The following is a 25,817-nucleotide window of genomic DNA, read 5'->3' on the forward strand; positions in this document are numbered from 1 at the left end:
CGCGGACACTATCACAGCTCAAAAAATATACAAGTCACGCCCTTTTTTGCCTGGGTGAAACCCTTGTGGCGAGGGGATTTATCCCCGTTCGGCTGCGCAGCAGCCGTATAGATTTTGGGGCCGCTACGCGACCCAACGGGGATAAATCCCCTCGCCACGATATCAACAGGCTTGGGATTTTCGTGCGGTAGCCTGCTGGCAAATCACCCGGCGCCGCTGATCATCCGCCGAGCGCCACTCGCGAATGTCCTCGACGTGGCGCGCACAGCCGAGACAGACTTTCTGTTCGTCCAGTCGGCATACGCCCGTGCACGGCGAAGGCACCGCCGGGCTGACGTTGCTGTAGAGCGGTTTCGGCGGGCGAACAGGCGCGGCATCCGTCACGAATCACAGACCTTCGAAATCGAATTCGGCGCCAGCCTGCTGCTTTACGAGGCGCTGAAGCATTTCGCCCAATTGCTCTTCGCTCTTGTCGCACATCCAGCGCTCGCTTTCTTCGTCGTAGTCGAAGTGGAAACCACCGGACACGGCCGCCAGCCACAGCTGACGCAACGGCTCCTGGCGGCTGAAGATCAGCTGCGAGCCATTTTCGAACTTGACGGTCAAGACACCTGCCGAGCTCTCCAGGTCGATATCCAGGTCGCTGTCATCAAAGATATCTTCCAGCGTCTGCTGGGTAGCATCGACCAGATCGTGGAAACGGGCTTCGGACAAACTCATTGCGGCAACCTCAAAAATGTCTGATCAGGCTCAAGCGCCGAAAGATACGGACGCTGCCGACCGATTGCAAAGATTAACGACCAAGCACCTGTCGGCCCATCCAGCACCGCCCCCGTGGGAGCGAGCCTGCTCGCGAAAGCGGTGTGTCAGGCAACGAGCCTGTTGAATTTGCCGACGCCTTCGCGAGCAGGCTCGCTCCCACAGGGATGATGCGCATCACAGGAGCCCCGCCGGACGGGAACCCCCTCGCATAGGCAAGCTGCCGGGTGGCCGGTATACTCCGGCGCAATTAACGCATTTTCAAGGATTTCGCCATGAAGCGCCTGATCTCTTCCCTTGCTGCGCTCGTCGCGGTTGCCTGCCTCGTTTCGGCCTGTGGTCAAAAAGGCCCGCTGTACCTGCCGGATGACGATCAGGACCCGGCCGAACAAGCCCAGTCTTCGCAGAAGCAGCCATCCAAGGCTCACAAGCACGACGTTTACTAAGGGATCGCCATGGACGCTTTTAACTACCGTGGCGGGGAGCTGTTCGCGGAAGGTGTGGCGCTGTCCGCCATCGCCGACCGCTTCGGCACGCCCACCTATGTCTACTCGCGCGCGCACATCGAAGCGCAGTATCTGGCCTACGCCGATGCGCTGGCCGGCATGCCGCATCTGGTCTGCTTCGCGGTCAAAGCCAACTCCAACCTCGGTGTGCTGAATGTCCTGGCCCGTCTCGGCGCCGGTTTCGACATCGTTTCCCGTGGTGAGCTGGAACGTGTACTGGCCGCAGGTGGCAGCGCCGACAAGATCGTTTTCTCCGGCGTCGGCAAGACCCGTGACGACATGCGCCGCGCCCTCGAAGTCGGCGTGCACTGCTTCAACGTCGAGTCCACCGATGAGCTTGAGCGCCTGCAAGTAGTCGCCGCCGAGCTGGGTGTTCGCGCCCCGGTTTCGCTGCGCGTGAACCCGGACGTCGATGCCGGCACCCACCCGTACATTTCCACCGGTCTGAAAGAGAACAAGTTCGGCATCGCCATTGCCGATGCCGAAGACGTGTACGTGCGCGCCGCGCATCTACCGAACCTGGAAGTGGTGGGCGTTGACTGCCATATCGGTTCGCAACTGACCACCCTGCCGCCGTTCATTGATGCACTCGATCGCCTGCTGGATCTGGTCGACCGCCTCGGCGATTGCGGCATTCACCTGCGCCACATCGATCTCGGTGGTGGTTTGGGCGTGCGTTATCGCGATGAAGAGCCGCCATTGGCTGCCGATTACATCAAGGCTGTGCGCGAACGTCTCGACGGGCGTGATCTGGCGCTGGTGTTCGAGCCAGGCCGCTTCATCGTTGCCAATGGCGGCGTGTTGCTGACACAGGTCGAATACCTCAAGCACACCGAGCACAAGGATTTCGCCATCGTCGACGCGGCGATGAACGACCTGATCCGTCCGGCGCTGTATCAGGCGTGGATGGACGTCACGGCGGTGAAACCGCGCGACAGCGCTGCACGCAAGTACGACATCGTCGGCCCGATCTGCGAAACCGGCGACTTCCTCGCCAAGGACCGCGAGCTGGCGCTGGAAGAAGGCGATCTGCTGGCCGTGCATTCGGCTGGCGCCTACGGTTTTGTGATGAGCTCCAACTACAACACTCGCGGCCGTGCCGCTGAAGTGCTGGTGGATGGTGATCAGGTTTTTGAAGTGCGTCGCCGCGAAACCGTGGCCGAGCTGTTTGCCGGCGAAAGCCTGCTGCCGGAGTAACCCATGCTGCTGCGTTTTACCAAAATGCACGGCCTGGGCAACGACTTCATGGTCCTCGACCTGGTCAGCCAGCACGCGCACATTCAGCCCAAACACGCCAAGCAATGGGGCGATCGCCACACCGGTATCGGTTTCGACCAGTTGCTGATCGTCGAAGCGCCGAGCAACCCGGACGTGGACTTTCGCTACCGGATCTTCAACTCCGACGGCTCGGAAGTGGAGCAGTGCGGCAACGGTGCGCGCTGCTTCGCCCGCTTCGTGCTCGACAAGCGCCTGACCGCCAAGCGGCAGATCCGCGTCGAGACCAAGGGCGGCATCATCGAACTGGACGTGCGTAACGACGGCCAGATCGGCGTCAACATGGGCGCGCCGCGCCTGGTGCCGGCAGACATTCCATTCCAGGCGCCGGCCCAGGCCAGCAGCTATCAGCTGGAAGTCGATGGCACCACGGTCGAACTGGCCGCCGTGTCGATGGGCAATCCCCATGCGGTCATTCGCGTGGACGACATCAACAGCGCACCGGTGCATGAACTGGGGCCGAAGATCGAACACCACCCGCGCTTTCCGGCGCGGGTCAATGTCGGCTTCCTTCAGGTCATCGATCGCCATCGCGCGCAACTGCGTGTTTGGGAGCGCGGCGCCGGGGAAACCCAGGCCTGCGGCACCGGCGCCTGTGCCGCGGCGGTGGCGGCCATCAGTCAGGGGTGGATGGATTCGCCGCTGTTGATCGACCTGCCCGGCGGACGCCTGTCCATCGAGTGGGCCGGCCCGGGCGAACCGGTATTGATGACCGGTCCGGCAGTGCGTGTATACGAAGGACAAGTGCGTCTTTGAGCGAGCAGAAATCATGACCGACAAGCCACAGGTACCCGCCCGACCAGCCGACGAATCAGCGCCCGAGAGCCTCGAGGCAGCCGCGGTAGCCGCCTACCTGGAGGCTCATCCGGACTTCTTCGTCGAGCACGAAGAGCTGCTGCCGTCGTTGCGCATTCCGCACCGACGCGGCGACACCGTGTCGCTGGTCGAGCGGCAGATGACCATCCTGCGCGACCGCAATATCGAGATGCGCCATCGCCTTTCGCATCTGATGGACGTGGCCCGCGACAACGATCGCCTGTTTGAAAAGACCCGCCGCCTGATTCTCGCGCTGATGGATGCATCGACCCTGGAAGACGTGGTCATCAGCGTTGAGGACAGCCTGCGTCAGGATTTCCAGGTGCCTTTCGTCAGCCTGATCCTGCTCGGCGACAACCCGGCACCGGTCGGCCGCTGGGTGACTCACGCCGACGCGCAAACCGCGATCGGTGGCCTGCTCACCGAAGGCAAAAGCGTCAGCGGCAGCCTGCGTGAACATGAGCTGGATTTCCTCTTCGGCGAAGAACAGCGCCAGCAGATCGGCTCGACCGCCGTGGTTGCCATCAGCCATCAGGGCATTCACGGCATTCTGGCCATCGCCAGCCGTGACCCGCAGCACTACAAGAGCTCGGTCGGCACCCTGTTCCTGAGCTACATCGCCGAGGTCATGGGCCGCGTGCTGCCACGGGTCAACAGCTCGCTGCGCTCGGTACGCTGACCATGGAACGACAACTGGACGCTTACTGCGAACATCTGCGCAGTGAGCGACAGGTGTCGCCGCACACCCTGTCGGCTTATCGCCGCGACCTCGATAAAGTCCTTGGCTGGTGCATCAAGCAGAACATCGGCAGTTGGGCCGCGCTGGATATCCAGCGCCTGCGCAGCCTGATCGCCCGGTTGCATGCGCAAGGCCAGTCCTCGCGCAGCCTCGCCCGCCTGCTCTCGGCGGTGCGCGGGCTCTATCACTACTTGAATCGCGAAGGCCTGTGCGACCACGACCCGGCCACCGGCCTGGCCCCGCCGAAAGGCGAACGACGCCTGCCGAAAACCCTTGATACCGATCGCGCATTGCAGCTGCTGGAAGGTGCGGTCGAGGACGATTTTCTCGCCCGGCGCGATCAGGCGATTCTGGAGCTGTTCTATTCCTCTGGCCTGCGCCTGTCCGAGCTGACCGGGCTCAATCTCGATCAACTCGACCTCGCCGACGGCATGGTTCAGGTGCTCGGCAAGGGCAGCAAGACCCGGCTGCTGCCAGTCGGCGCCAAGGCCCGCGAAGCCCTCGAACACTGGTTGCCGCTACGCGCAATGACCAACCCGGCAGACGATGCCGTATTTGTCAGCCAGCAGGGCCGACGCCTTGGCCCGCGCGCGATTCAGGTGCGGGTCAAACTGGCTGGCGAGCGCGAACTGGGGCAGAACCTGCACCCGCACATGCTCCGGCACTCCTTCGCCAGCCATTTGCTCGAGTCCTCGCAGGATCTGCGCGCGGTGCAGGAATTGCTCGGCCACTCCGATATCAAAACCACACAGATCTATACCCACCTCGACTTCCAGCATCTGGCGGCGATCTACGACAGCGCCCATCCCCGGGCCAAACGCATGAAAGGCGATGATTCATGAGCATTCAGTTGATCACCTTCGACCTCGACGACACCCTGTGGGACACCGCTCCGGTGATCGCCAGCGCCGAAACCGTGTTGCGCGAATGGCTGAGCGAACATGCCTCGGGTCTGGGCGCGGTGCCGGTGGAGCATTTGTGGTCGATTCGCGAGCGTGTGCTGGCGGGCGAACCGGGGCTCAAGCACCGCATCAGCGCGCTGCGTCGACGTGTGCTGTTCCATGCGCTGGAAGAAGCCGGATATGCCCACGGCGAGGCCTCGGAGCTGGCTGACAAGGCTTTTGAAGTGTTCCTGCATGCGCGGCATCAGATCGAGGTGTTCCCGGAGGTCGAGCCGCTGCTGGAGCTGCTCGCCAATCATTACGCCCTCGGCGTGGTCACCAATGGCAATGCCGACGTGCGCCGGCTGGGGCTGGCGGATTACTTCAGGTTCGCCTTGTGCGCCGAAGACATCGGCATCGCCAAACCGGATGCACGGCTGTTTCATGAAGCGTTACAGCGCGGTGGTGTGGGTGCTGAAGCGGCGGTGCATGTTGGCGATCATCCCGGCGATGACATCGCCGGGGCGCAGCAGGCGGGGTTGCGCGCGGTGTGGTTCAACCCGACAGGCAAGGTCTGGGAGGCGGAGCGCTTGCCGGATGCGGAAATTCGCAGCCTGACCGAATTGCCCGTCGTCCTCTCCCGCTGGAATGCCACCTCGAAATAATCCACAAACCCTGTGGGAGCGAGCCTGCTCGCGAATGCGGTGTGTCATTCAACATGTATGTCGGCTGACATGCCCTCTTCGCGAGCAGGCTCGCTCCCACAGAGGACTGCATTTGCTTTCAACGGATTTATTTCAGGCATAAAAAAGCCCGCAGCGACGGCGGGCTTTTTCAGCAAGCGAGCGACGCGCCTCAGATAGGGCGGCTGCCGTACTTGTTATCCGGCTTCTTGGGCGGATCGGCGACCACGTTGGCCTCCACTTCCTGCACCTTGCCGCCGCGCGCAAGGAATTCTTCCATGGCCTTGGCCAGGGCGTCGCGCTCCTTGTTCTTGGCTTCGATGCTCGGCAACTCGTCGACCGAGACCGCAGCCTTGGCTTTGCCTTTGGCAGCCGGGGCCGGCGTGTCGTCACCGCCATCGTCTTCGGTAACGTCTTCCGCTGCCGCTTCCAGGCCTTCCTCGGCCTCGTCTTCGTCGCCTACTTCGAGGTCGTCGTTTTCCAGATCATCGTCGCTCATGTTCTACCTCATGACTTGCCAAAAGCAGATTAGTTATAGACCAGCTTTGGCGGCTGTCGAAGCCGCCGTTGAAAAATCTTCTGCCGCTGCCCGGCAGCGGCTCATGCCTGTTCACCGTGCAAGGTGGCGAGGACTTTACGGGCACCGCCATGATCACGGTGCTCGCCCAGATAAATCCCTTGCCAGGTACCCAGTGCCAGCCGCCCTGCCGCAACCGGCAGACTGACCTGGCAACCGAGCACGCTGGCCTTGAAGTGCGCCGGGAGATCATCCGGGCCTTCGTCGTTGTGCTCGTAGCCGTCTGTTCCTTGTGGGATCAGACGATTGAAAAATCGTTCGAAGTCGCGACGAACTGCCGGATCGGCGTTCTCGTTGATGGTCAACGATGCCGACGTGTGCTGCAGCCACAAATGCAACAGACCGACCCGACAGGCCTTGAGTTCAGGCAAGCCTGCGAGCAACTCGTCCGTCACCAGATGAAAGCCCCGGGGCCTTGCCCGCAGGGTTATCAGAGTCTGTTGCCACATACAGTTCTCCGCTCGTTCGGGGCGCATTCTAGCGTGCTCTGAAAAAAAACAAAGGCCCTAATATTCCTGCAGCGATGTAAGCGATTGCCCGCAGAAAAAGCCTCGTCGTAAAGACGACCAAAGCCGTAAGAAAAATCCTTTCAGCCGCACCTTGAATGACAAATCCCGGACAAAAAAATGCCCGGCGAACCGGGCAGTTTTTTTATCGCGCGTACTTACAGGTTGTAGCCGCGTTCGTTGTGTTGTGCCAGATCGAGGCCGACCGACTCTTCTTCCTCGGTTACGCGCAGACCCATGACGGCGTCCAGCACCTTGAGGATGATGAAAGTCACGATCGCGGTGTAGATCACCGTGAAGCCGACGCCTTTGATCTGAATCCAGACCTGCGCGCCGATGTCAGTCACGGTGCCGAAGCCGCCCAGTGCCGGTGCGGCAAACACACCAGTGAGGATCGCGCCGAGGATACCGCCGATACCGTGCACGCCGAAGGCATCCAGGGAGTCGTCATAGCCGAGTTTGCGTTTCAGGGTGGTGGCGCAGAAGAAGCACACCACGCCTGCGGCCAGACCGATCACCAGTGCACCCATCGGGCCTACAGTGCCAGCGGCCGGAGTGATCGCGACCAGACCGGCGACCACACCCGAAGCAATACCCAGTGCGCTTGGCTTGCCGTGGGTGACCCACTCGGCAAACATCCAGCCCAGTGCCGCAGCGGCGGTGGCGATCTGAGTAACCAGCATGGCCATACCGGCAGTGCCGTTGGCGGCAGCAGCGGAACCAGCGTTGAAGCCGAACCAGCCGACCCACAGCATCGCCGCGCCCATCAGGGTGTAGCCGAGGTTATGCGGAGCCATCGGTGTGGTCGGGAAGCCTTTGCGCTTGCCCAGTACCAGGCACGCGACCAGGCCGGCGATACCGGCGTTAATGTGCACCACGGTGCCGCCAGCAAAGTCGAGCACGCCCCAGTCCCACATCAGGCCGCCGTTACCGGACCAGACCATGTGCGCGATCGGTGCATAAACCAGCGTGAACCAGATGCCCATGAAAATCAGCATCGCGGAGAACTTCATACGCTCGGCGAACGCACCGACGATCAGCGCCGGGGTGATGATCGCGAAGGTCATCTGGAAGGTGATGAACACCGCCTCAGGGAACAGCGCCGCCGGGCCGGTGATGCTCGAAGGCGTGACACCGGCGAGGAACGCCTTGCCCATGCCGCCGAAGAACGAATTGAAGTTGACGACGCCCTGCTCCATGCCGGTGGTGTCGAAGGCAATGCTGTAGCCATAAATGACCCACAGGATGCTGATCAGACCGGTAATGGCGAAGCACTGCATCAGCACGGAAAGAATGTTTTTCGAGCGAACCATACCGCCGTAGAACAGCGCCAGGCCGGGGATGGTCATGAACAGCACGAGCGCTGTCGAGGTGAGCATCCAGGCGGTGTCGCCGGAATTGAGGACTGGCGCTGCCACTTCGTCTGCCGCCATGGCGATGCCGGGCATTACGATGGACAACAGGGCGCCTAGCCCTGCGAATTTACGCAGAGTCATATTGTTTTCTCCTGGGGCGTTGGGTTTGTGGCAGCGCTTAGATCGCGTCGGTATCGGTTTCGCCGGTACGGATGCGGATCGCCTGTTCCAGATTGACCACGAAGATCTTGCCGTCACCGATCTTGCCGGTGTTGGCCGCTTTGGTTATCGCCTCGATAACCCGATCCAGATCCTTGTCGTCGATGGCCACGTCGATTTTCACCTTGGGCAGAAAATCGACCACATATTCCGCGCCGCGATACAGCTCGGTGTGACCCTTCTGCCGGCCGAAGCCTTTGACTTCAGTGACGGTAATGCCCTGCACGCCGATTTCGGACAGCGACTCGCGCACGTCGTCCAACTTGAACGGCTTGATGATGGCAGTGACTAGCTTCATGAAACTCTCTCCCGAATTGGTGGACTTGCCCCAGGAAAACAAACCCGTCTCAAGTCTAAGCGCAGTGCCTGGCTTTGTAACGCATCGTTGACGCCAGCTAACCGCATCAGACGAAACTCCCCGCTTCGTCTGCCGCACTGCATTCGTCACAGCGACTGCATCAGTGCATGGGTCGAGGGTGACTAAGCAGAAACCTTGCCAGCTCGGCAAAAACCCTGCATTTCAATCGCTTGGCACCTGTTGCAAGCGCTCGGGCAGAAAAGCTTTTGCCGATACGCACAACAACGGTGCGCCACCGTCCGTCCCCCTGCGCGAAAAGCGTGCATCCGTGCAACGGGATTGACTATAGACACTGCGTGATACACTGCCGGCCATTGTTTCCTGGACATTTCCCATGCTCGCGCCCAAAGACTTCCTCGACGCCCTGAGCGGCACCGCCTCCCGCCTCTTCAGCGGCGACACCCCGCTGCCGAAAGCCGAGATCGAAAGCCAGTTCAAAATGCTGCTGCAAAGTGCCTTCAGCAAACTCGATCTGGTCAGCCGGGAAGAGTTCGATAGTCAGATGGTAGTGCTGGCGCGTACTCGCGCCCGCCTCGAAAGCCTCGAAGCCAAGGTTGCCGAGATGGAAGCGAAGCTGACACCGCCCGCTGAATAATTCGCGTCCCCTGTAGGAGCTGCCGAAGGCTGCGATCTTTTGATCTTCAGCCCTTCAACCATCCCCGCAACGTCCTACAACCTGCACCACCGCCGTCCGATTGCGCCGAAAAGCCCAGGTTTCTAAGCTCATCCGATGCTGAATGTTCAGCACCGGGTTTGGCGACCTGGATCGAATTTGACGCAATGCAACTAAACTCACACAGAGGTTTTTTCTCTCAACGAGTTATGGCGGCTTTGCGTGGGAGACCTCAGGGTCTGCCGGTTTCGAATTCACCGGTTCGCCAACCCGCGCATAGCTGCCACCCTTTTCGTTTGGCGACGAACAGAAGCAGTTTTCTTCACTTGAATTCGAGAACTGAACCATGGACGAAAACTACCTGACACCTAGCATCTTCACCCGCCACAAACTCCCCCTCAACGCACTCCTCATTCAGAACCAACCCTGGTTCTGCGCCCGAGACCTGAGCCGCCTGCTGCACATCTACCTCAACGAACGCATGCTGCGAAAACTCGACCCCGACCAATACCAAACCCGCAAAACCCTGATCCACAACCAGATCGAAAACACCCTGCTGATCAGCGAATCAGGCATCTACGCCCTCCTCGTCTACCACTACTGTCCCGAATACCGAGCGCTGCGCGAATGGCTCACCCACCAAGTCATCCCCACCCTGCGCGACGCCCAACTCCCCAGCACAAGCGAACGCCCACATCTCAGCTTGCTCAGTTGGCCGGACATGACGTTGAGTTTGCTGCACTGGAATAACCAGCCGTGGATACGGTTGCAGGATGTACCACACATGGTGACGGAGCGAGAACAAGCAAACCGCACGGTTGTGAACTCATGGTGGAGAAAGGCTCTGCAATTGATCTGAATTTTTGCGCTGCAACCTCACCAACGGTCATTTCAGTGATATCACTGAAATGACCTGTTTTGTGTCTTCGTTAACTCGCCCCCCTACTCCGAAATCCTCCACTCACAGAAGTAACGTCCTACAAAACGCGTCCCCCACGTCTGATTTCGCTGCCCCCTCTCTGCTGGCTATCTTCTGCGACCAGATCCAAACAGATGAAAACAATGAGAAGAAAAGGCAAAGCAACGGATCTTCGCAACCAGACATTCAGATCAAACTCGCGAAAGATCGCCTACAAATTCTTTATAAACAACATTGCCCCGAGAATCCCAAATATTGATGCAGCAGCGGTCAAGTTTGAGCCAATTACCCCAGCAGCGATAAAGCAATACTTTCTCTGGGAGGGGCCAACAATTTTCCCTTGGGATGACGTTGCAGACTGGAAAAGTAAAGATGCGAAAGGTCTGGATTTGGCGATATGGTTCAAACAGATTCTTTGCGGCATGTGCTATGCGACCCCGCGCGCAAGCTCTATCTGCTTAAAGATTATTCTGTTGGAAGGGCATCCGGACAGGGCGCACCCGCTTCGCGGCAGGATCGCGCCGATTGCTCTGCTTGTCGCAGATCACTATGCGCGAGCGCTAGGATGCAAAGAAATCGAAATTCAGGATCCTGATCCGAATGTTGTCTTTTACTACCGGAAACTGGGGTTCGAATTCGACCATACCAACCGGCTTGTCATTTCTGTGAACGGTCAATAACATCGAAATCAACAACCCAATCGTACGAGGTGCGTATGAGCCCAAAAAAGCGAAAGGCAAAGCTTCTTCAGATTGTTGAACTACATCTCGAAGCACTCCGGTTGGCTGGGGATATGTCAGCCAACCAACGGCGATTTATTGAAGTTGCTGTTACGTGTGGGCCAGAGCTTGAGCCAAGCGGCCCGCTGGCCGGTAGAAGATCCTGAGTCAAAAATAAAAAGGCGTCCATAGGACGCCTTTTTTGTGTTTGGAGGAGTAGTCGCAGCGATTCTTTAGCTCCTGGCTTTGCAACCATGGGTTCAGAATCCGACGAGCTGGCCCGTCGTCACTACTTCAGAGAAACCAGCTTTCTCTGCTGCCAAAAATGCGGGGGAGCTTTTACTGGTGCCCAGTCCCAACGAATGCGCAGTTGCAGTCCTCGAGCGGGAGGATCCGTCAATGCCGAGCGAGAGTCAACGCTCCAATTCAGGCAAGCACTGACAGCCCATCGGGTCTTGATACGTCTTGTAAACCTCTATTTCAGCACTGAAACCCGGCTCAACTATCCTTCAAAAACCCGCAGGAAGCGGCCCCCGATTCAACTCAAGGAACGACCATGTCCCTCTCCATTGTCCACAGTCGCGCCCAGATTGGCGTGGAAGCCCCCGCTGTTACCGTCGAAGTCCATCTGGCCAACGGTCTGCCGTCGCTGACCATGGTCGGCCTGCCTGAAGCGGCGGTGAAGGAGAGCAAGGATCGCGTACGCAGCGCGATCATCAATTCCGGACTGCAATTTCCGGCGCGGCGGATCACCTTGAATCTGGCGCCGGCGGACCTGCCCAAGGATGGCGGGCGGTTTGATCTGGCGATTGCTTTGGGGATTCTGTCGGCGAGTGTGCAGGTGCCCTGCCTGACCCTGGACGAGGTGGAATGTCTGGGTGAGTTGGCGCTGTCGGGTGCCGTGCGGCCGGTGCGTGGTGTGCTGCCGGCGGCACTGGCGGCGCGCAAGGCCGGGCGGGCGCTGGTGGTGCCTCGAGCGAATGCAGAAGAGGCGTGCCTGGCATCCGGGCTCAAGGTGTTTGCGGTCGATCATTTGCTGGAAGCGGTGGCGCATTTCAATGGGCACACGCCGGTCGAGCCTTACGTTTCCGATGGTTTGATGCACGCTGCCAAGCCCTATCCCGACCTCAACGAAGTGCAGGGTCAAACAACCGCAAAACGCGCATTGCTGATTGCCGCAGCGGGGGCGCACAACTTGTTGTTCAGCGGGCCTCCGGGAACCGGCAAGACGCTGCTGGCCAGTCGTCTGCCAGGATTACTGCCACCGCTTTCCGAATGTGAGGCGCTGGAAGTGGCAGCGATTCAATCGGTCGCCAGCGGGGTGCCTCTGACTCACTGGCCGCAACGCCCCTTCCGCCAACCACACCATTCGGCTTCAGGGCCGGCATTGGTCGGTGGCAGCTCGAAACCGCAACCCGGCGAGATCACCCTCGCCCACCATGGCGTGCTGTTTCTCGATGAGTTGCCGGAGTTTGATCGCAAGGTGTTGGAAGTTTTACGCGAGCCTTTGGAGTCGGGACATATCGTCATCGCGCGGGCCAAGGATCGCGTACGTTTCCCCGCGCGATTTCAATTGGTTGCCGCGATGAATCCGTGTCCCTGTGGATATCTTGGCGAACCGAGCGGCAAATGCTCGTGCACACCGGACATGGTCCAGCGCTATCGCAACAAGCTGTCAGGGCCGCTGCTGGACCGGATCGATCTGCACCTGACCGTGGCGCGGGAGGCAACCGCGTTGAATCCGGCAGCCAAGCCCGGCGAAAACAGCGCCAGCGCTGCGGCTCTGGTGGCCGAGGCTCGCGAACGACAGCAGAAGCGTCAGGGCTGTGCCAATGCGTTTCTCGATCTGCCGGGGCTCAAGCGTCACTGCAAGTTATCCACAGCTGACGAGAAATGGCTGGAGGCGGCATGCGAGCGACTGATCCTGTCGCTGCGCTCGGCGCATCGCCTGCTCAAGGTCGCGCGCACACTGGCGGATCTTGAGCAGGCCGATGCGATTACCCGCGAGCATCTGGCCGAGGCACTGCAATACCGGCCGGCGACACCTTAATGCTCGGTCAGATCAACCAGCGGTGCCTGACGCACTTCGGTATCACGCCCGGCCTGAATATCGGTCACACGCTTCAAGGCGTTATCCACCGCAGCTTTATCCGCCAACAGGCTGTAGCTGATCTGGAACTGCTTGTGCTGTTTTGGGGCGATGGTCGGCACCAGATTCAACGGCCGCTGATAGCGACGGTTATAGGAAAAACTCGTCCCAGGCTCCAGCCCGGTGACGTAGCCCTGCCCCTGGGTGTCGGTGTTTTTCCACAGCGAGAACACCGGCAACTGCTCGGTGTTGAAGCCAACGGATACGCCGAGACTACCGGCCTTGTTGTGCAACACAGTCAAGGTGTCACCCTTGGCGTCCGCATACGGCACGACGTTGTAGACAGTTTCGTCGTAGTCCTTGGTTGGCGCGCGATAGGTCTGCCAGTCGGGCAGGTCACCCTTGGCCTTGTCGTTGAACGGCGATACCTGCTTCACCGGCGCAGCGAATTTTGCCCCTTGCTCAAGAAACGGCGTGCTGAAATTGCTGTGATACAGCGCCTGATATTCCTTCGCATAGTCGCCGTTGTTGGTCAGAGTGTCGTTAAGGGCGAAGCTTGCGCTGCCCGGTTCGGTGACCAGTTCGGTCGCTACCGAGAAATCGACTTTCTTGAATGCCTGCTCTTTCAGCTCGCCACGCAGCGTGATGGCATACGGCGGCTTCTCGTCGATGTGCAAAGTGACGGTGCTGGCCGGGATGTTGGCGGCGCGACCGTGCAGGGTCAGCAGTTCGCCGTTGTCCATGCCGGGATGGCCAACCCACTCGTAACCGCAACGGGTGACCAGCTCATTGAAGCCTTCCAGCCAGCCCAGACCACCGCGACCGTTGAGTTCGATGAACGCTGGGTTGACCACGTCCTTGACCGGCGAATCCCAGCCCATGCGCACGTCGCCCACCGAAGCCTGCAACACGTTCATGCCACGGGTTGGCACCACCGAGAGTTTCATCGTGCCGTTATCGATGTCGACGATGCTGACGCCCTCCTGACGACCGCCATGCAGAGTACGCAAGGTCACGGAAAACGGTTTGGCGGTTTTTACACCGAGTTGCTCACTGGTGATCGTCCGGTTTTTTGCCGGAGTGTTGGCGTCGAGCAGGACATAGTCCCAAGCCATGGCATGAGAAGCGGCAGAGAATGCGCCGAGGGCGACGAGGAGTTTGAGCGGGGTCATGGCAGCAGCCTTTATTGGAGTTGTGCCATTTTTATAGCGCTGCGGAAACGTTTCAGCAAGTGCAAAGAAGCGGTGGGAGAAAAGCATTCGCGAGCAGGCTCGCTCCCACAGGGACATCGGGCCTTCACAATATTTGTGAATTACGCCGACTACTGTGGGAGCGAGCCTGCTCGCGATAGCTGTTTCAAAGATGCATCAACGGAAGCGGTCAACCTCGGAACGCAGATCCGCCGCCAGCTTCTCCAGCTCTTTCGCGGTGACAGCCAGGTTCGACACCACCTCACGCTGCTCACTGTTGGCCAGTGCGATGCTCTGCAAATTGCTGCTCAGCAACGTAGCAGTGCTGCTCTGCTCCTGAGTGGCGGTGGTGATCGCGGCGAACTGCTGGCCTGCCGAACGGCTCTGCTCGTCGATCCGCGCCAGCGCCGAGGCGACATTGGCGTTGCGCGACAGGCCTTCCTGCATCAGCACGTTGCCCTGTTCCATAGTGCTGATCGCGTTGCCGGTTTCCTGTTGGATGCTGTGGATCATGCTGGAGATTTCATCGGTCGCCTGACGGGTACGCGAGGCGAGGCTGCGCACTTCGTCCGCGACCACGGCAAAACCGCGACCTTGTTCACCGGCACGCGCGGCTTCGATGGCAGCGTTGAGTGCCAGCAGGTTGGTCTGCTCGGCGATCGAGGTGATCACACCGACAATTCCGCCGATTTCCTGAGAGCGCTGCCCCAGCGTGTTGATCACGCTGGCGGTGCTGTTCAGCGCACCGGCGATCTGCTCCAGCGACGACGACGCTTCTTCCATCGAGCTGCGGCCGATCTGCGTTTGCTGAGCGTTTTCCTGCGCCAGGCGCTGGGTCGCGCCCATGTTGTCGGCGATGTTCAACGACGTCGCGCTGAACTCTTCCACGGCGCCGGCCATGCTGGTGATTTCGCCCGACTGCTGCTCCATGCCCTCATACGCACCGCCGGACAAACCGGACAGCGCCTGCGCACGGCTATTGACCTCTTCCGAAGCGCGGCGGATGTGCTCGACCATGGTCGACAGCGCCTGGCTCATCTGGTTGAACGCGCGGGACAGCTGCCCGATTTCATCGTGGCTCGATACGTTCAGACGCACGCTCAGATCACCAGCACCCAAGGCCTCAGCCTGACGCACCAGATCGCCCAGCGGCGCGAGTTTGCTGCGCAGCAGCCAGACCACGGAACCGACCGCGAGCAACATCGCCAGCAGGCTGCCGATCGCCAGTTGCGTACCGACGCTCCAGGTCACCGCGCGGATCTCGGCTTTCGGCATGCTCGCCACCACCGACCAAGGGCCACCTTCGAACGGCACGGCGATGCTGTAGAAGTCCTCGCCCTTGTCGCTCCAGAACTCACCCTTGCCCGGGGTTTTGACCAGATTGTTGATGGTCGGGGCGGCTTGATCCAGGTTTTCGACACCGGCAATCGGCACCAGCCATTTGTTCTGCTCGTCGAGCAGGGCCAGCGAGCCGGTCTTGCCAATGCGGAAGCGCTTGAGATTGGCGAACTGCGCGTTCTGCGCGTCGGTGTAATCGAAACCTACATACAACACGGCGATGATCTTGCCGCCCGCATCGCGCACCGGTGTGTACTGCGACATGTAGTAGCGCTCGAACAGCAACGAGCGGCCGACATAACTCTGCCCTGCCATCAACTTCGCGTAGGCCGGGTTGGCATGATCGAGCACGGTGCCGATGGCACGGGTGCCGTCCTGCTTGCTGACGTTGGTGCTGACGCGAATGAAGTCTTCGCCGCTGCGCACGAATACCGTGGCCACACCGGCAGTCATCTGCTTGAACTCGTCAACTTCCTTGAAGTTGTTGTTCAGCACTTCGTTGCCCAGATGCAGACCCGGGGTCTGCACGCCGGCCACGGTCACTGGCTGATCGGGGTGCACACTCAGGCCACTGCCGAAGCGTTTTTCGAACAGACCGCTCAGGCGCAGGGTGCTTTCGCGCAGCGTACCGTGGAAGGTACTCAGTTGATCGGCCAGCAGCCGGGCCTCACTGGCCAGATGCTCTTCACGGGTGGCGAGGTTGGCGGAATCCAGCGAACGCAAGGCGAACACCGTACTGCCGCTGATGACTATCGCCAGTATCACAGCAAGGGCAAGGCCCAGCTGCGAGGCGATCCGAGCACGAGGTTGAGACATGAACAGCTCCTGGCCGAGCCACCGAATCCTCCTTGATCGCGGTAATTGCCCGGAAAATATTCTAATAGTGGGGTGTAACGCGGAACCGGCACGACGGTTCCACAAGCTCGTAGTCGGCGGTAAAACCGAATACTTGAGCGCATTGCGTGGGTATGGCGCAGTGGTGGCATTGTGCCGGCTCGAACGTTTCAGCTCAAGCGCTCTACCGCCGGCAATTGCATGGCGCGGACTTCGCCTTGGAGAAAATCGCTGAGGCGGCGCAAACGTTCACCTCCCGGGCGCGGCTTTGGCCAGACCAGGTAATAATTCAGGCCACTGGCGACGGCCGTAGGCCACGGCAGGCTCAAGCGCCCTTGCGCAACATCTTCGGCAACCATCAACAGATCCCCCATCGAAACGCCGTAGCCGCGCGCCGCCGCGATCATGCCCAGCTCCAGCGTATCGAACACTTGCCCGCCCTTAAGCGAAACTTGCTCGGACAGACCCATGCGCTCCAGCCAACTGCGCCAGTCACGGCGATCCGGGGTCGGGTGCAGCAGTTCGGCGGTCGCAAGACGCGCTACATCCCAAGGTTGGTCATTGAGCAGGTTCGGCGCGCCGACCGGAATCAATTCCTCGGGAAACAGCAGGCTCGCTTCCCAGTCCGGTGGGAAATGCCCGTCACTGAGCAACACCGCGCAATCGAACGGTTCGTTGTTGAAGTCCACCGAATCAATGTCCATCCACGCGCTGGTCAGTTGCACCTCATTGCCCGGCTGCAAATGGCGGAAGCGACTCAACCGCGCCAGCAGCCAACGCATGGTCAGGGTCGATGGCGCTTTCATGCGCAGGATGTCGTCCTCGGCGCGCAAGGTATTGCAGGCGCGCTCGAGGGCAGCGAAGCCTTCGCGGATACCGGGTAGCAGCAGCCGTGCCGATTCGGTCAGTTGCAGGTTGCGCCCGCTGCGATGAAACAGCCGGCAGGCGAAGTGTTCTTCAAGGGTGCGCATGTGCCGACTGACCGCGCTCTGGGTGATCGACAATTCTTCCGCCGCGCGGGTGAACGAGCTGTGTCGCGCTGCCGCTTCGAATGCGCGCAGGGCATACAACGGCGGAAGGCGTCGGGACATACAAAAAGCTCCAGTAGCGGGGATATAGCCAATTCGGCGGGTACGTTTCAGGATGAGTATTAATCATGCCACCCATCCTTTTTATCCCTTTGTGCAAAGCCTGCCAAGCGCCGAGAATCGACGCTCTTCTGCTTCCTCTGATATTTGGGTGGTGATGACCATGCAGCATCCTGTGCGTACCGAACTCTGGGCCATTCTGCGGCTGGCGGGGCCGCTGATTGCTTCGCAGTTGGCGCACATGCTGATGGTGCTGACCGATACCCTGATGATGGCGCGCCTCAGTCCCGAAGCGCTGGCCGGTGGCGGCCTCGGTGCGGCGAGCTACTCGTTCGTGTCGATTTTCTGCATCGGCGTGATTGCAGCGGTCGGCACACTGGTGGCGATCCGTCAGGGTGCCGGCGACATCATCGGCGCGGCGCGGCTGACGCAGGCCGGGTTGTGGCTGGCGTGGCTGATGGCCCTAGGCGCCGGGCTGCTGATGTGGAACCTCAAACCTGTGTTGCTGCTGTTCGGCCAGACCGAAACCAACGTCAACGCCGCCGGGCAATTCCTCATCGCCCTGCCTTTCGCCCTGCCCGGTTATCTGAGCTTCATGGCGCTGCGCGGCTTTACCAGTGCAATCGGCCGGGCGACGCCAGTGATGGTCATCAGCCTCGCCGGCACGGTGGCCAACTTCCTGCTCAACTACGCGCTGATCACCGGCATGTTCGGCCTGCCGCAACTGGGTCTGACCGGCATCGGTCTGGTCACGGCGATTGTCGCCAACTGCATGGCACTGGCGCTGGCCTGGCATATCCGTCGGCATCCGGCTTATGACGCTTATCCGTTGCGCGCCGGTCTGTCGCGGCCGAACCGGAAATACCTGAAAGAACTCTGGCGCCTGGGCCTGCCGATTGGCGGCACCTATGCGGTGGAAGTCGGGCTGTTTGCCTTTGCCGCGTTGTGCATGGGCACCATGGGCAGTACGCAAATGGGTGCGCATCAGATCGCCCTGCAGATCGTGTCGGTGGCCTTCATGGTCCCGGCCGGGATGTCCTATGCCATCACCATGCGCGTCGGCCAACACTACGGCGCCGGGCAACTGGTCGATGCACGGATGTCCGGGCGTGTCGGTATCGCTTTCGGCGCCGTGGTGATGCTCGGCTTCGCCCTGGTGTTCTGGCTGTGGCCGAACCAGTTGGTCGGCCTGTTCCTGGACCATAATGACCCGGCGTTTGCCGAGGTGATCCGTCTGGCGGTGAGCCTGCTGGCCGTAGCGGCGTGGTTCGAGCTGTTCGACGGCACGCAGACGATTGCCATGGGCTGTATTCGTGGGCTCAAGGATGCCAAAACCACATTTCTGGTCGGACTGGCTTGCTATTGGCTGATTGGCGCACCGGCGGCGTGGTGGATGGCGTTCCACCTCAACTGGGGGCCGACGGGTGTCTGGTGGGGTCTGGCGTTGGGCCTGGCGTGCGCGGCGGTGAGCCTGACGCTGGCGTTCGAATGGAAGATGCAGCGGATGATTCGGCGCGAGCCGCAAGCTCAAGGTTTCAACATCCCCCAGGCCGAATGAGGTTTTCCTTTGTGGGAGCGAGCCTGCTCGCGAAGACCGAGTGTCAGGCCCAGATCATCCAGCTGACATAACGCCTTCGCGAGCAGGCTCGCTCCCACGGGGATTTGCGCCGGCCGCAACAATTGTGATCAACCGACGATTTCCAGGGCCGGCTGCTGGTTCGATCCAGACGTCAGATATTCCACCAGCTCATCCAGCGGCAACGGCCGGCTGATCAGATAACCCTGCACCTGATCGCAGCCGAACCCGCGCAACAACTCCAGTTGCTCCGGCGTCTCGACGCCCTCGGCGACCACTTCCAGATGCAGGTTGTGCGCGAGGTTGATCATCGCGTGCACCAGTTTGCGGTTCTCTTCGCGCTGTTCCATGCCGCCGACAAAACTCTTGTCGATCTTCAGCAATGTGATGGGCAGGCTGTTGAGGTGCACGAACGACGAAAACCCGGTGCCGAAATCGTCCAGGGAGAAGCGCACACCGAGGCGGCCGAGCGCATCCATGGTCTGTTTGACCAGATCGCTGCGCCGCATTACCGCGGTTTCGGTCAGTTCGAATTCCAGCCACTGCGCCTCGACGCCGCGCTCGGCAATCAGACGGCTGAGTGTCGGCAGCAACTGGCTGTCCTGAAACTGGCGGAACGACAGGTTGATCGCCATGTGCAGCGCCGGCAGCCCCTGCTCGCGCAAGGCCTGCATATCGCGCAAGGCGCGGGAAATCACCCAGTAACCCAATGGCACGATCAGACCGCTCTGCTCGGCCAGCGGGACGAACTCGCTCGGTGGCAACAGACCGCGCTCGCCATGACGCCAGCGCACCAGCGCTTCGAGGCCGACAATCTGGCCGTCCTCAAGATTCAGGCGTGGCTGGTAATGCAGTTCCAGCTCATCGCGGCGCAAGGCCCGGCGCAGCTCGCTTTCGAGGTCGGCCATGCTCCGCGCGTTGCGGTTGATGCGTTCGTTGAAGATATGAAAAGTGCAGCCCTGTGTGCTCTTGGCCTGCTGCATGGCGATATGGGCGTGCCACATCAGTGGATCGGCGCCGCCATTGGCGCGGGCATGGGCGATGCCAAGGCTGGAGCCGATCAGCAGGCTCTCGCCGTCGACCCAATAAGGTTCGGCCAACGCCTCAGTGATACGTTCGGCCATCCACTCGGCGCGTTGCGGCGCGCGGCGGGTATCGATCAGCAGAGCGAATTCATCGCTGCCCAGCCGTGCCAGTTGATCGCCGGCCTCCAGCTGACTTTTCAGCCGCGCGACCACTTGCAGGATCAAGCGATCGCCGGCCTGATGACCAAGGGCATCGTTGGCATGGCGGAAGTTGTCGAGATCGAGATGGCCGAGGGCGAGGCCGCGACCGTCGCCTTCGGCAAGACGCGCAGTAAGCAGGGTCTGAAAGCCCTGGCGATTGGCGATGCCAGTCAGCGGGTCCTGTTCGGCAAGGCGCTGGAGAGTGTTTTCCAGCACGCCGCGCTCGCGCACATGGCGCAGGCAACGCTGGAGCATGCCGGCATCGAGGGCGTCGAATACCAGCCAGTCGCTGACACCGACCGGCGCAGTGGCCGGTTCGTGCTCCAGCAGCAGAACGGTCGGCAGGCTGCAGCGACCGGGCGGCGGTTGCAACGCTGGCAGGGTCAGCAGTACCGCGTGGCGGTTGTCCTCGAACAGGCGGCTGACCGAATCCCAGTTCGGCGCACTGATCAGCACCGCCGCGCTCCCCATCGGAGCCAGACACTCACGCAACAACGCTGTCCACGCTGGCTCTTCGGCCAGTAGCAGCAAACGCAAGGGTTCGACAGGCGTAGACAAGCTGACTCCCTAGACTCTGCAATGATGTAGGCGGGGCATTATGCCGGTGTGCTGAACAATGACCAATGCGTTGTCTGATGACAACGGCCTCGAAACGTTATTTTGTGTCACGAATGAGAACATTAGCCGCAAAATCCCCGCGCATCCTGCGTGAAAGTAACAAAACCGGCAAATTTGAATCGCGTGTTGCGTCACAAGTCGGACAGAGCAGCACAAATCGCTGAGCCTGTTAAAATGCCGGCCCATTTCGTCAACGACTCCCGAATTTTCGTATGTCCCGACTCAATCCCCGGCAGCAAGAAGCCGTGAACTACGTCGGCGGCCCTCTATTGGTGCTCGCCGGTGCTGGCTCCGGCAAGACCAGCGTGATCACGCGCAAGATCGCGCACCTGATTCAGAACTGCGGCATCCGCGCCCAGTACATCGTCGCCATGACCTTTACCAACAAGGCCGCGCGCGAAATGAAAGAGCGGGTCGGCACCCTGTTGCGTGCCGGCGAAGGACGCGGCCTGACCGTCTGCACCTTCCACAACCTGGGCTTGAACATTATCCGCAAGGAGCATGCGCGGCTGGGCTACAAACCCGGTTTCTCGATCTTCGACGAGACCGACGTCAAAGCCCTGATGACCGACATCATGCAGAAGGAATACGCGGGCGACGACGGCGTCGACGAGATCAAGAACATGATCGGCGCCTGGAAAAACGATCTGATCCTGCCCGCCCAGGCCCTGGAAAACGCGCGCAATCCCAAGGAACAGACCGCCGCGATCGTCTACACCCACTACCAGCGCACGCTCAAGGCGTTCAACGCGGTGGACTTCGATGACCTGATCCTGCTGCCGGTAAAGCTCTTCGAAGAACACGCCGACATTCTCGAAAAGTGGCAGAACAAGGTGCGGTACCTGCTCGTCGACGAATACCAGGACACCAACGCCAGCCAGTATCTGTTGGTGAAGATGCTCATCGGCAAGCGCAACCAGTTCACCGTGGTGGGCGACGATGACCAGTCGATCTATGCCTGGCGTGGCGCGCGCCCGGAAAACCTGATGCTGCTCAAGGACGACTATCCGTCCTTGAAAGTGGTGATGCTGGAGCAGAACTACCGCTCCACCAGCCGCATCCTGCGCTGCGCCAACGTGCTGATCTCGAACAACCCGCACGAATTCGAAAAACAGCTGTGGAGCGAGATGGGCCACGGCGACGAGATCCGCGTGATCCGCTGCCGCAACGAGGACGCCGAAGCCGAGCGCGTGGCGATGGAAATCCTCAGCCTGCATTTGCGCACCGACCGCCCGTACAGCGATTTTGCGATTCTCTATCGCGGTAACTACCAGGCCAAGCTGATCGAATTGAAGCTGCAACACCACCAGGTGCCGTATCGCCTGAGCGGCGGCAACAGCTTCTTCGGTCGCCAGGAAGTGAAGGACCTGATGGCTTACTTCCGCCTGATCGTCAATCCGGATGACGACAACGCCTTCCTGCGCGTGATCAACGTGCCGCGTCGCGAGATCGGCTCGACCACCCTGGAAAAGCTCGGTAACTACGCTACCGAACGCAAGATCTCGATGTACGCCGCCACCGACGAAATTGGCCTGGGCGAACATCTCGACAGCCGCTTCACCGATCGCCTGGCGCGCTTCAAGCGCTTCATGGACAAGGTCCGCGAGCAGTGCGCCGGCGAAGATCCGATCTCTGCGCTGCGCAGCATGGTCATGGACATCGATTACGAGAACTGGCTGCGCACCAACAGCTCCAGCGACAAGGCGGCGGACTACCGCATGGGCAACGTCTGGTTCCTGATCGAGGCGTTGAAAAACACCCTCGAGAAAGACGAAGACGGCGAAATGACCGTCGAGGACGCCATCGGCAAACTGGTGCTGCGTGACATGCTTGAGCGCCAGCAGGAAGAAGAGGACGGTGCCGAAGGTGTGCAGATGATGACGCTGCATGCGTCCAAAGGGCTGGAATTTCCTTACGTGTTCATCATGGGCATGGAAGAGGAAATCCTCCCGCACCGTTCCAGCATCGAAGCCGACACCATCGAAGAAGAGCGTCGCCTGGCCTACGTGGGCATCACCCGCGCCCGCCAGACCCTGGCCTTCACCTTCGCAGCCAAGCGCAAGCAGTACGGCGAAATCATCGACTGCGCGCCGAGCCGCTTCCTCGATGAACTGCCGCCGGACGATCTGGCCTGGGAAGGCAACGACGACACCCCGACTGAAGTCAAAGCCGTGCGTGGCAATAGCGCATTGGCCGATATACGCGCGATGTTAAAGCGCTAGAATCGACTACTTTTTAATCTACCTTCGGCGCCCATCGCGCCAACAGAGGAAGCTGTTGTGGAAGCACTGCACAAAAAAATCCGCGAAGAAGGCATCGTGCTTTCCGATCAGGTCCTGAAAGTCGACGCTTTTCTGAACCACCAGATCGACCCGGCCCTGATGAAGCTGATCGGTGACGAATTCGCCGCGCTGTTCAAGGACTCCGGGATCACCAAGATCGTCACCATCGAGGCCTCAGGCATCGCCCCGGCGATCATGACCGGTCTGAACCTCGGCGTGCCGGTGATCTTCGCCCGCAAGCAACAGTCGCTGACCCTGACTGAAAACCTGCTCTCGGCGACCGTCTACTCGTTCACCAAGAAGACCGAAAGCACCGTGGCCATTTCCCCGCGCCACCTGACCAGCAGCGACCGCGTGCTGATCATCGACGATTTCCTGGCCAACGGTAAGGCCTCGCAAGCGCTGATCTCGATCATCAAACAGGCCGGCGCCACCGTCGCCGGTCTGGGCATCGTCATCGAAAAGTCGTTCCAGGGCGGCCGCGCCGAACTGGACTCGCAGGGCTACCGCGTTGAGTCGCTGGCCCGGGTGCAATCGCTGAAGGATGGCGTCGTTACCTTCATCGAGTAACCAGCGGCACCGAGTTTCCCCTGTGGGAGCGAGCCTGCTCGCGAATGCATTGTGTCAGTCACCCTGTTGAGTGAATGACACACCGCTTTCGCGAGCAGGCTCGCTCCCACAGTGGGTTCTGGTGTGGGCAGTTATTGCGCGGTAGCTTTGAGGCCTGTGAGCAGCAGGCGTTGGAAAAGGTCCTCCTTCAGGCCCTCCGGATTGGTCAGCTGCATCCGCTCAAGGTGTTCCGGGAACGTTGAGGCCTCCGGCGCATCCAGCGCTGCCTTGCCCAATTCCAGAATCTCAGTCAGCTTGAACTTGCTCTTCAGCCAGTTCAGCGCCCGCAGCAGATCCCGTTCGATCGCGGTGAAATCACAGCCCAGCGGATACTCCGGAAACAGGTTCGGATGTCGCGCGGCAATCGCCTGCAAGCGTTGCGGTGTGTTATCGGCAAACCGTGGATCGATACGGAAATCCTTTGGCAGCTTGCCGACTTTCTGCGCCTGTTCGATCAGTCCCGGCTGGAAGCGAGAATCGCTGATGTTGAGCAGCGCTTCGATCACCGCTGCGTCGGATTTTCCGCGCAGGTCGGCGATGCCGTACTCGGTGACGACGATGTCGCGCAGGTGCCGCGGGATCGTGCAGTGGCCGTAGTCCCAGACGATATTGGAACTGACCTCGCCGCCCGATTCGCGCCAGCTGCGCAGGATCAACATCGATCGCGCGCCCTCCAGCGCATGGCCCTGAGCAACAAAGTTGTACTGGCCGCCAACCCCGCTGAGCACGCGTCCGTCTGCCAATTGATCAGCCACGCCGGCGCCGAGCAGAGTCATGGTGAACACGGTGTTGATGAAGCGCGCATCGATGCGCTGCAAGCGCTTGAGCTCTTCCTGGCCGTACAGCTCGTTGATGTAGCTGATACGGGTCATGTTGAATTCCAGCAGCTTGCTTTGCGGCAACTCGCGCAGCCGTTCATAAAAGCTGCGCGGGCCGAGGAAGAAGCCGCCGTGGACGCAGATACCGTCAGGCTGTGCCGCTTCATCTAGGCTGCCGGCGTTGGCCTGCTCTTGGGTCGGCACATCCGGATAGACCTTGCGCCGGATGATCCCGGCATCCGCCAAAACCAGCAGCCCGTTGACGAACATCTCGCTGCAACCGTAGAGGCCTTTGGCAAATGGCGCGGTGCCGCCCTCGCGCTGAATCAATTGCGCCCATTGGCTGAGGTTGATGTCATCGAGCACCGCCTGATAGCCGGCGTTATCGGCCTGCCGCGCGAGTAGCGCAGCAGTCAACGCATCCCCCATCGAGCCGATACCAATTTGCAATGTACCGCCATCGCGCACCAGCGCACTGGCGTGCAAACCAATGAAATGATCCTGAAAGCCCACCGGCATATTCGGCGTGGAAAACAGCGTGCTGCTGTCCTTTTCGTCGATCAGCAGATCAAACGTGTCGATATCGACTTCCGCATCGCCGGGCATGTACGGCAGATCCGTATGGACCTGGCCGACCAGCACAATGGTCTCCCCCGCTTCGCGGCGCTTGGCGATCATCGGCAGCAGGTCGAGGGTGATGTCCGGGTTGCAGCTCAGGCTCAGACGATCGGGATGCTCACTGTTGCTGGCCAGCAGTTGCGCCACAAGGTTCAGGCCCGCCGCATTGATGTCGCGGGCAGCATGGCTGTAATTGCTGCTGACGTAATCCTGCTGCGCCGGCGCGCTGTTGAGCAGACTGCCCGGCTGCATGAAGAACTGTTGGATTCGGATGTTGGCGGGCAGGCTGTCATGCTGGAGATCGGCGAGAAAATCAAACTCCGGATAATCACCAAACACGCGTTCGACGAAAGGCTCGATAAAGCGCTTCTGCAACCCATCGCCCAGATTCGGCCGACCGAGGCACAGCGCGGTATAGATCGTCAGCTGCCGCTCGGGCAGGTCCTTGATGCGCCGGTATAGCGCGTTAACGAAGTGATTCGGCTTGCCCAACCCCAGCGGCAGGCCCATGTGGATGTGCGCAGGCAAACGCGCCAGCACGTCGTCCACCGCCTGTTCGATCGAACACAACTGCACCATCTGAAGCCTCCCGCCCGTTCTATTGAT

The 25,817-nt window shown here is 60.5% G+C and carries 24 protein-coding genes; 13 read left to right on the top strand and 11 right to left on the bottom strand.

Features of this window, described 5'->3' with window-relative positions; all coding sequences use genetic code 11:
* Positions 1-162 precede the first annotated feature (162 nt).
* A complete protein-coding gene (locus tag AB4N41_RS07840) occupies positions 163-384 on the bottom strand; it encodes a DUF1289 domain-containing protein (RefSeq protein ID WP_076564524.1) in 222 nt (73 codons plus the stop codon).
* Positions 385-387: 3 nt separating this feature from the next.
* Complete coding sequence (cyaY, locus tag AB4N41_RS07845) at positions 388-720, bottom strand: iron donor protein CyaY (RefSeq protein WP_056791639.1); 333 nt, start codon at positions 718-720, stop codon at positions 388-390.
* 314 nt (positions 721-1,034) lie between these two features.
* Here cyaY and lptM point away from each other — a divergent pair, with 314 nt between their 5' ends.
* Genes lptM through AB4N41_RS07875 form a run of 6 tightly spaced genes read left to right on the top strand, consistent with a single transcriptional unit; the run spans position 1,035 to position 5,641 of the window.
* On the top strand, positions 1,035-1,205 hold the full coding sequence (gene lptM, locus AB4N41_RS07850; protein ID WP_016772589.1) for an LPS translocon maturation chaperone LptM: 171 nt from the start codon (positions 1,035-1,037) through the stop codon (positions 1,203-1,205).
* 9 nt (positions 1,206-1,214) lie between these two features.
* A complete protein-coding gene (gene lysA / locus AB4N41_RS07855; RefSeq protein WP_056791636.1) occupies positions 1,215-2,462 on the top strand; it encodes a diaminopimelate decarboxylase in 1,248 nt (415 codons plus the stop codon).
* A 3-nt stretch (positions 2,463-2,465) separates the two neighbouring features.
* A complete protein-coding gene (gene dapF, locus AB4N41_RS07860) occupies positions 2,466-3,296 on the top strand; it encodes a diaminopimelate epimerase (protein ID WP_041476933.1) in 831 nt (276 codons plus the stop codon).
* Positions 3,297-3,309: 13 nt separating this feature from the next.
* Positions 3,310-4,035 (top strand): DUF484 family protein, encoded by a 726-nt coding sequence (locus tag AB4N41_RS07865; protein WP_252877096.1) that lies wholly within the window; start codon positions 3,310-3,312, stop codon positions 4,033-4,035.
* Positions 4,036-4,037: 2 nt separating this feature from the next.
* Positions 4,038-4,937 carry a tyrosine recombinase XerC gene (xerC, locus tag AB4N41_RS07870; protein ID WP_252877097.1) on the top strand — a complete coding sequence of 300 codons (900 nt, stop codon included), beginning with the start codon at positions 4,038-4,040 and terminating at the stop codon, positions 4,935-4,937.
* Positions 4,934-5,641: an HAD family hydrolase gene (locus AB4N41_RS07875; RefSeq protein ID WP_252877098.1), complete on the top strand. Its 708-nt coding sequence runs from the start codon at positions 4,934-4,936 to the stop codon at positions 5,639-5,641. Before xerC ends, AB4N41_RS07875 begins: the two co-directional genes overlap by 4 nt.
* A gap of 190 nt (positions 5,642-5,831) precedes the next feature.
* Here the strand turns inward: AB4N41_RS07875 and sutA are convergent, their stop codons facing one another.
* The 4 genes from sutA to glnK form a co-directional block, all read right to left on the bottom strand.
* Complete coding sequence (sutA, locus tag AB4N41_RS07880) at positions 5,832-6,158, bottom strand: transcriptional regulator SutA (protein ID WP_056791627.1); 327 nt, start codon at positions 6,156-6,158, stop codon at positions 5,832-5,834.
* A 101-nt stretch (positions 6,159-6,259) separates the two neighbouring features.
* A complete protein-coding gene (locus AB4N41_RS07885; RefSeq protein WP_110644492.1) occupies positions 6,260-6,685 on the bottom strand; it encodes a secondary thiamine-phosphate synthase enzyme YjbQ in 426 nt (141 codons plus the stop codon).
* 215 nt (positions 6,686-6,900) lie between these two features.
* Entirely contained in the window at positions 6,901-8,238 is a 1,338-nt protein-coding gene (locus AB4N41_RS07890) for an ammonium transporter (protein ID WP_041476939.1), read from the bottom strand.
* Positions 8,239-8,275: 37 nt separating this feature from the next.
* A complete protein-coding gene (gene glnK / locus AB4N41_RS07895; protein ID WP_002555808.1) occupies positions 8,276-8,614 on the bottom strand; it encodes a P-II family nitrogen regulator in 339 nt (112 codons plus the stop codon).
* A gap of 394 nt (positions 8,615-9,008) precedes the next feature.
* On the opposite strand from glnK, the gene AB4N41_RS07900 reads away from it, so the two are divergent.
* The 4 genes from AB4N41_RS07900 (at position 9,009) to AB4N41_RS07915 (ending at position 12,975) form a co-directional block, all read left to right on the top strand.
* Positions 9,009-9,269: an accessory factor UbiK family protein gene (locus AB4N41_RS07900; protein WP_007920416.1), complete on the top strand. Its 261-nt coding sequence runs from the start codon at positions 9,009-9,011 to the stop codon at positions 9,267-9,269.
* Between the two features lie 364 nt (positions 9,270-9,633).
* Entirely contained in the window at positions 9,634-10,146 is a 513-nt protein-coding gene (locus AB4N41_RS07905) for a BRO-N domain-containing protein (protein WP_252877099.1), read from the top strand.
* Between the two features lie 194 nt (positions 10,147-10,340).
* The gene (locus AB4N41_RS07910; RefSeq protein WP_353956558.1) at positions 10,341-10,886 is read left to right on the top strand and encodes an N-acetyltransferase; all 546 of its coding nucleotides are present in this window, start codon (positions 10,341-10,343) and stop codon (positions 10,884-10,886) included.
* 595 nt (positions 10,887-11,481) lie between these two features.
* Positions 11,482-12,975 (top strand): YifB family Mg chelatase-like AAA ATPase, encoded by a 1,494-nt coding sequence (locus AB4N41_RS07915; protein WP_252877100.1) that lies wholly within the window; start codon positions 11,482-11,484, stop codon positions 12,973-12,975.
* On the opposite strand, the gene AB4N41_RS07920 is transcribed toward AB4N41_RS07915, so the two are convergent.
* The 3 genes from AB4N41_RS07920 to AB4N41_RS07930 form a co-directional block, all read right to left on the bottom strand.
* Positions 12,972-14,186, bottom strand: coding sequence for an aldose 1-epimerase family protein (locus AB4N41_RS07920; RefSeq protein ID WP_252877101.1), 1,215 nt, complete (start codon positions 14,184-14,186; stop codon positions 12,972-12,974). The genes AB4N41_RS07915 and AB4N41_RS07920 overlap by 4 nt on opposite strands.
* Positions 14,187-14,381: 195 nt before the next feature.
* Positions 14,382-16,358 carry a methyl-accepting chemotaxis protein gene (locus AB4N41_RS07925; protein ID WP_016772578.1) on the bottom strand — a complete coding sequence of 659 codons (1,977 nt, stop codon included), beginning with the start codon at positions 16,356-16,358 and terminating at the stop codon, positions 14,382-14,384.
* Between the two features lie 188 nt (positions 16,359-16,546).
* The gene (locus AB4N41_RS07930; RefSeq protein ID WP_122698699.1) at positions 16,547-17,467 is read right to left on the bottom strand and encodes a LysR substrate-binding domain-containing protein; all 921 of its coding nucleotides are present in this window, start codon (positions 17,465-17,467) and stop codon (positions 16,547-16,549) included.
* Positions 17,468-17,627: 160 nt separating this feature from the next.
* On the opposite strand from AB4N41_RS07930, the gene AB4N41_RS07935 reads away from it, so the two are divergent.
* Positions 17,628-19,022, top strand: a complete 1,395-nt coding sequence (locus AB4N41_RS07935) for a NorM family multidrug efflux MATE transporter (protein WP_252877102.1) — start codon at positions 17,628-17,630, stop codon at positions 19,020-19,022.
* Between the two features lie 128 nt (positions 19,023-19,150).
* On the opposite strand, the gene AB4N41_RS07940 is transcribed toward AB4N41_RS07935, so the two are convergent.
* Positions 19,151-20,824, bottom strand: a complete 1,674-nt coding sequence (locus AB4N41_RS07940; RefSeq protein WP_056791613.1) for a putative bifunctional diguanylate cyclase/phosphodiesterase — start codon at positions 20,822-20,824, stop codon at positions 19,151-19,153.
* A 272-nt stretch (positions 20,825-21,096) separates the two neighbouring features.
* On the opposite strand from AB4N41_RS07940, the gene rep reads away from it, so the two are divergent.
* Positions 21,097-23,106 carry a DNA helicase Rep gene (gene rep, locus AB4N41_RS07945; RefSeq protein WP_016772574.1) on the top strand — a complete coding sequence of 670 codons (2,010 nt, stop codon included), beginning with the start codon at positions 21,097-21,099 and terminating at the stop codon, positions 23,104-23,106.
* A gap of 57 nt (positions 23,107-23,163) precedes the next feature.
* Positions 23,164-23,736 (top strand): xanthine phosphoribosyltransferase, encoded by a 573-nt coding sequence (locus AB4N41_RS07950; protein ID WP_016772573.1) that lies wholly within the window; start codon positions 23,164-23,166, stop codon positions 23,734-23,736.
* A 131-nt stretch (positions 23,737-23,867) separates the two neighbouring features.
* Here the strand turns inward: AB4N41_RS07950 and AB4N41_RS07955 are convergent, their stop codons facing one another.
* Positions 23,868-25,790 (bottom strand): acetyl-CoA hydrolase/transferase C-terminal domain-containing protein, encoded by a 1,923-nt coding sequence (locus AB4N41_RS07955; RefSeq protein ID WP_056791610.1) that lies wholly within the window; start codon positions 25,788-25,790, stop codon positions 23,868-23,870.
* Positions 25,791-25,817 lie beyond the last annotated feature (27 nt).

Source organism: Pseudomonas sp. S2_A10 (assembly GCF_054668465.1).

Excerpts from the sequence above, each read along its gene's own strand:
- AB4N41_RS07930 (WP_122698699.1), bottom strand. The coding sequence starts at position 17,467 with ATGTCCCGACGCCTTCCGCCGTTGTATGCCCTGCGCGCATTCGAAGCG.
- AB4N41_RS07865 (WP_252877096.1), top strand. The coding sequence starts at position 3,310 with ATGACCGACAAGCCACAGGTACCCGCCCGACCAGCCGACGAATCAGCG.
- AB4N41_RS07955 (WP_056791610.1), bottom strand. The coding sequence starts at position 25,790 with ATGGTGCAGTTGTGTTCGATCGAACAGGCGGTGGACGACGTGCTGGCG.
- AB4N41_RS07910 (WP_353956558.1), top strand. The coding sequence starts at position 10,341 with ATGAAAACAATGAGAAGAAAAGGCAAAGCAACGGATCTTCGCAACCAG.
- AB4N41_RS07920 (WP_252877101.1), bottom strand. The coding sequence starts at position 14,186 with ATGACCCCGCTCAAACTCCTCGTCGCCCTCGGCGCATTCTCTGCCGCT.
- lptM (WP_016772589.1), top strand. The coding sequence starts at position 1,035 with ATGAAGCGCCTGATCTCTTCCCTTGCTGCGCTCGTCGCGGTTGCCTGC.
- glnK (WP_002555808.1), bottom strand. The coding sequence starts at position 8,614 with ATGAAGCTAGTCACTGCCATCATCAAGCCGTTCAAGTTGGACGACGTG.
- AB4N41_RS07890 (WP_041476939.1), bottom strand. The coding sequence starts at position 8,238 with ATGACTCTGCGTAAATTCGCAGGGCTAGGCGCCCTGTTGTCCATCGTA.
- AB4N41_RS07915 (WP_252877100.1), top strand. The coding sequence starts at position 11,482 with ATGTCCCTCTCCATTGTCCACAGTCGCGCCCAGATTGGCGTGGAAGCC.
- cyaY (WP_056791639.1), bottom strand. The coding sequence starts at position 720 with ATGAGTTTGTCCGAAGCCCGTTTCCACGATCTGGTCGATGCTACCCAG.
- xerC (WP_252877097.1), top strand. The coding sequence starts at position 4,038 with ATGGAACGACAACTGGACGCTTACTGCGAACATCTGCGCAGTGAGCGA.
- AB4N41_RS07885 (WP_110644492.1), bottom strand. The coding sequence starts at position 6,685 with ATGTGGCAACAGACTCTGATAACCCTGCGGGCAAGGCCCCGGGGCTTT.
- lysA (WP_056791636.1), top strand. The coding sequence starts at position 1,215 with ATGGACGCTTTTAACTACCGTGGCGGGGAGCTGTTCGCGGAAGGTGTG.
- AB4N41_RS07935 (WP_252877102.1), top strand. The coding sequence starts at position 17,628 with ATGCAGCATCCTGTGCGTACCGAACTCTGGGCCATTCTGCGGCTGGCG.
- sutA (WP_056791627.1), bottom strand. The coding sequence starts at position 6,158 with ATGAGCGACGATGATCTGGAAAACGACGACCTCGAAGTAGGCGACGAA.
- AB4N41_RS07875 (WP_252877098.1), top strand. The coding sequence starts at position 4,934 with ATGAGCATTCAGTTGATCACCTTCGACCTCGACGACACCCTGTGGGAC.
- AB4N41_RS07925 (WP_016772578.1), bottom strand. The coding sequence starts at position 16,358 with ATGTCTCAACCTCGTGCTCGGATCGCCTCGCAGCTGGGCCTTGCCCTT.
- AB4N41_RS07905 (WP_252877099.1), top strand. The coding sequence starts at position 9,634 with ATGGACGAAAACTACCTGACACCTAGCATCTTCACCCGCCACAAACTC.
- dapF (WP_041476933.1), top strand. The coding sequence starts at position 2,466 with ATGCTGCTGCGTTTTACCAAAATGCACGGCCTGGGCAACGACTTCATG.
- rep (WP_016772574.1), top strand. The coding sequence starts at position 21,097 with ATGTCCCGACTCAATCCCCGGCAGCAAGAAGCCGTGAACTACGTCGGC.
- AB4N41_RS07900 (WP_007920416.1), top strand. The coding sequence starts at position 9,009 with ATGCTCGCGCCCAAAGACTTCCTCGACGCCCTGAGCGGCACCGCCTCC.